The following is a 4113-nucleotide window of genomic DNA, read 5'->3' on the forward strand; positions in this document are numbered from 1 at the left end:
CGACGCAGGCCGTCTTGCGCCTGACCGCCGTCGAGCGGCTCGATGGTGCCGAGGTCGGCGATTTCCTTGAACAGGTCGACGATGTTGTCGGCGTCTTTCGGGTCGGGCAGCGGGCCGACGATCAATTCGACGGTGCGCGAGCCATCGGCGTTCGCGGCCGGCGCCGGGGCGGCAGCGGGCTCGGACGCCGCGGCGACAACGGGCGCCGGGGTCGGCGCGCTCGCTGCGGGAGCCGGCTCGGGGGCGGCAACGGGCGCTTCGCCGGCCACCATGGCGCGGATGTTGAAGAGCAGCTCGGTGGTGTCGTATTCGTCGCCGCCGCTGCCTTGGTGGCGGCCGAGCAGCGACTTGAGCGCGTCGCCCGAGGCCAGCAGCACATCGACCATCGCGGTGGTGGGTGTCAGCTCGTGGCGGCGCAGCTTGTCGAGCAGCGTCTCCATCTGGTGAGTCAGCTCGGCAACGTCTGCGAAGCCGAAGGTGGCGGCGCCGCCCTTGATCGAGTGCGCGCAGCGGAAGATGGCGTTGAGCTCTTCGTCGTCGGCGGCGGCCACGTCCAGCTCCAGCAAGAGCTGCTCCATGCGCTCCAGGTTCTCTCCGGCCTCTTCGAAGAAGACTTGGTAGAACTGGCTGAGGTCAATGCCTGCGGAGGATGAATCGGTGCTGGTTTCGGCCATGGTGGGCTCCTGATGCTCGACGGTGAATCAGACTGAGAACAGCCGCCGTGGCGGACGCGACGGCGGGCGAGGCTCAATCGATCACTTGATCACTTTCTTGATGACCTCGATCAGCTTGTTGGGGTCGAAGGGCTTGACGAGCCAGCCGGTGGCGCCGGCCGAGCGGCCAGCCTGCTTCATCTGGTCGCTCGATTCGGTGGTCAGGATCAAGATGGGCGTGGCCTTGAACGCCGGGCTCTCGCGCAGCTTCTTGGTCAGGCTGATGCCGTCCATGCGGGGCATGTTCTGGTCGGTCAGGACCAGATCGAAATTGCGTTGACTGGCCTTTTCCCAGGCGTCCTGGCCGTCCACCGCTTCCACGACGTTGTAGCCCGCGCTCTTCAGCGTGAAGCACACCATCTGGCGCATGGAGGCCGAATCGTCAACGGCGAGAATTGATTGCATGTCGCTCTCCGCAAGGGCTGAATATCAATACCAGATCGGTCGTGTTTTCGGACGGTTCCGGCAGGTTCTTAAATAGGCGGGTCAAAACAGCTCGACCGAGCCCGCGTCCATCTCGTCTTGAGTAACCGGGTTGGGGCGCAAGGGGCCGTTGGTAATCACCGCCTCGCCGTCTTCGTCGTCAACCATCGCATCGCGGGCCAGTTGGTCGGCGCAGTTGCGCAGGCGGCAATTGGTGTGGTTGATCAGCTGCGAGGCCATGTCCTGAAACTGCAAGGCCGTCACGGCGGTGTAGAGGATCTTCATCGCGTCCTGGAGCGGCACCGCGTGCTGCGAGCCGTCGGCCGCGTCGATGACTTGCCCCAACTGCGCGGCTGCGCCATGAAAGCCCTGCATCAACGCCTCGCAGGTGTCGGACAGCAGCCGTTGCAGGCGTTCGAGGTCGTTCGACGCCGTCATCAGGTGATCCTGCAGGTCGGCCGCCAGCAGCAGCGGGATTTCGGGCTGCTGGGCCTGCGACGGTTCGTCGCTGGTGGCTTCGTTGATAGGCATCGTCGCTCCAGGGAGGCAAAAAGGGCGCCCATTGAGTTCATACTCCAGCGGTCTGAAACCCAGGGCTGCGATTGCTAGAATTTTTTTGCGAAGAAGAGTTTTTGATTGGCCCGATCACTCGGGAAAATTTGGCGCAAATCTCTGGATTGACTCCTAGCTCCCCATCGCCTTGACACATTCCACCCATTCCACCGGCCCCTCTGCCGCCCATCGCGTGCTGCGCGTGCTGCACGTCGAAGACAGCGAACCCGATCACCTGCTGATGCTCGCTCATTTGCAGCGAGGCGGGATTCAGGTGCAGTCCCTGCGTGTGGAGTCCGAGCGTGAATTTGTCGCAGCGCTGGCGCAAGACTGGGACATCATCCTTTCCGACTTCGGCTTGCCCGGTTTTTCGGGCCTTGCCGCGCTGGACATCGTCAAGTCCACCGGAAAGTTGATCCCGTTCATCCTGGTTTCCGGTGAAATTGGCGAAGACGTGGCGGTTGCGGCCATGCGCAACGGCGCGAGCGACTACCTGCTCAAGAGCAATCTGGCCCGGCTGGCGCCCGCCACGCTGCACGCCATCGAGGCCGCCGAGGCGGTGCGCGACAAGCGCCGCGCCGACCTCGACCTGGCGCAGTCCAAGGATCGGCTGCGCGAGCTTGCCCAGCACTTGCAGACCAGCGTCGAGATGGAGCGCGCGGCCATCGCCCGTGAAATTCACGACGACGTGGGCGGCTCGCTCACGGCCGTCAAGTTCGACCTAGCCTGGTTGGCTCGCCACGTCAACGACCCGCGGCTGGTCGAGCGCATCAACCAGTCGCTCGAAACGGTGAACCACGCCGTCGAGGCCAGCCAGCGCATCATGCACAACCTGCGCCCGGCCATCCTCGAACAAGGCCTGGTCGCGGCGCTGCAGTGGATGACGCAGCGCTTCGAGAAGCGCACCGGCATCCTCACGGTGTTCCGCACCAGCCACGACACGCTGCATTTGCCCGTTGGCGTGCCGCTGGTGGCCTACCGCACCGCCCAAGAGGCGCTGACCAATGTGTCGAAGCATGCCCACGCCACCGAGGTGCAGGTCGACCTGACCCTGGCGGGCGGCGTGCTGTCGCTAGAGGTGTCCGACAACGGTCGCGGCCTGAGCGGCGACGATCTCGCCAAGGCGCGCTCCTTCGGCATCCGCGGCCTGCACGAGCGCGCCGGCACCGTGGGTGGCTGGGTCGACCTCAGCAGTGGCTCCAGCGGCACCACGATCATCCTGTCGGTGCCGCTCGACGCCGTCGTGGCGCCGGACGACGAAGACATCGACGACGAAGACGCGCCGCGCACCGGCTCCGACCCGCTCAACGACCCGACCTCCTGGGGAGACCAATGATCAAAGTGATCCTGTGTGACGACCATGCCCTGATCCGGCGCGGCATTCGCGACACGCTGTCCGACCAGCCCGATATCGAAGTGGTGGGCGAGGCCGGTGATTACGGCGAGTTGCGCGCGCTGCTGCGCGACCGCGGGTGCGACGTGCTCGTGCTCGACATCAACCTGCCCGGCCGCAGCGGCCTCGACGTGCTGCACGTGCTGAAAGAAGAGGGCTCGTCGCTGCGCGTGCTGGTGGTGTCGATGTACCCCGAAGACCAATACGCGATTCGGGCCATGCGGGCGGGCGCCTACGGCTACGTCAACAAGGGCGGCGAGCCCGCACAGATCGTGCAGGCGGTGCGTACCGTGGCGCAGGGCCGCAAATACGTCACGCCCGACATGGCCCAGATGCTGGTCGAGAGCCTCACCACCCCGGCGCCCGAGGCCGCGCACCAGAAGCTCAGCGATCGCGAGTTGCAGACGTTGGTGATGATCGCGTCGGGCAAGCGCCTGTCCGACATCGCCGAGCAGCTCATGCTCAGCCCCAAGACCGTGAGCGTCTACCGCGCCCGCGTGCTTGAAAAACTCGGCCTGGCCAACAATTCCGAACTCACGGTCTACGCCATTCGCAACAAGCTGGTCGAAGGGGCCTAGTTCTTCTAGACAACGAGGGGCGGAGCCCCGTCAAAAAGGCGGCAGGCCGGTTCATCGGTCTGCCGCCTTTTTGTTGTAGCTCCCTCTCTCACCCCGGATAGCTACACTCTTGGGCCGAAGACTGCGCCGAGCAGTGGCGGTTGTAGCTCCCTCTCTCACCCCGGATAGCTACACTCTATTCAATTGATAGCGCCATTAATCGGTGGGTTGTAGCTCCCTCTCTCACCCCGGATAGCTACACTCAAACAGGGCGAACGTTTGGAAGACAAAGCGGTTGTAGCTCCCTCTCTCACCCCGGATAGCTACACTCAAGGGAACTGCTCACAGTCGATTCACACCCGTTGTAGCTCCCTCTCTCACCCCGGATAGCTACACTCGGGCACCAGCACGGCCTGCGCCAACACCGCGTTTTAGCACCCACACACACCCCGGATAGCTACACTCCACGGAGCAG

Annotated in this window: 5 protein-coding genes and 1 CRISPR repeat array; of the genes, 2 read left to right on the top strand and 3 right to left on the bottom strand. The window is 64.4% G+C overall.

All coding sequences use genetic code 11. The features are described 5' to 3' along the window. From ACE3SS_RS14960 to ACE3SS_RS14970, 3 genes are all read right to left on the bottom strand, one after another. The coding region (locus ACE3SS_RS14960) for an Hpt domain-containing protein (RefSeq protein WP_374595315.1) at nucleotides 1-674 on the bottom strand (674 nt) is incomplete at its 3' end. 81 nt (nucleotides 675-755) lie between these two features. Next, entirely contained in the window at nucleotides 756-1118 is a 363-nt protein-coding gene (locus ACE3SS_RS14965) for a response regulator (RefSeq protein WP_374595317.1), read from the bottom strand. Nucleotides 1119-1199: 81 nt separating this feature from the next. Continuing rightward, the gene (locus ACE3SS_RS14970; RefSeq protein WP_374595319.1) at nucleotides 1200-1667 is read right to left on the bottom strand and encodes a hypothetical protein; all 468 of its coding nucleotides are present in this window, start codon (nucleotides 1665-1667) and stop codon (nucleotides 1200-1202) included. 262 nt (nucleotides 1668-1929) lie between these two features. Between ACE3SS_RS14970 and ACE3SS_RS14975 the strand changes: the two genes are divergently transcribed. Next, nucleotides 1930-3024, top strand: a complete 1095-nt coding sequence (locus tag ACE3SS_RS14975; protein ID WP_374595323.1) for a histidine kinase — start codon at nucleotides 1930-1932, stop codon at nucleotides 3022-3024. Beyond that, entirely contained in the window at nucleotides 3021-3659 is a 639-nt protein-coding gene (locus ACE3SS_RS14980; RefSeq protein ID WP_374595321.1) for a response regulator, read from the top strand. Before ACE3SS_RS14975 ends, ACE3SS_RS14980 begins: the two co-directional genes overlap by 4 nt. A gap of 72 nt (nucleotides 3660-3731) precedes the next feature. Continuing rightward, a CRISPR array of direct repeats spans nucleotides 3732-4103; the repeat unit is 37 nt; unit sequence GTTGTAGCTCCCTCTCTCACCCCGGATAGCTACACTC. The last annotated feature ends 10 nt before the right edge of the window (nucleotides 4104-4113 follow it).

Source organism: Aquabacterium sp. (assembly GCF_041915145.1).
In the GTDB taxonomy this organism is placed as follows: domain Bacteria; phylum Pseudomonadota; class Gammaproteobacteria; order Burkholderiales; family Burkholderiaceae_C; genus Aquabacterium.

Coding starts and splice junctions, on each gene's coding strand:
- ACE3SS_RS14975 (WP_374595323.1), top strand. CDS start 1,930: ATGCTCGCTCATTTGCAGCGAGGCGGGATTCAGGTGCAGTCCCTGCGT.
- ACE3SS_RS14980 (WP_374595321.1), top strand. CDS start 3,021: ATGATCAAAGTGATCCTGTGTGACGACCATGCCCTGATCCGGCGCGGC.
- ACE3SS_RS14970 (WP_374595319.1), bottom strand. CDS start 1,667: ATGCCTATCAACGAAGCCACCAGCGACGAACCGTCGCAGGCCCAGCAG.
- ACE3SS_RS14965 (WP_374595317.1), bottom strand. CDS start 1,118: ATGCAATCAATTCTCGCCGTTGACGATTCGGCCTCCATGCGCCAGATG.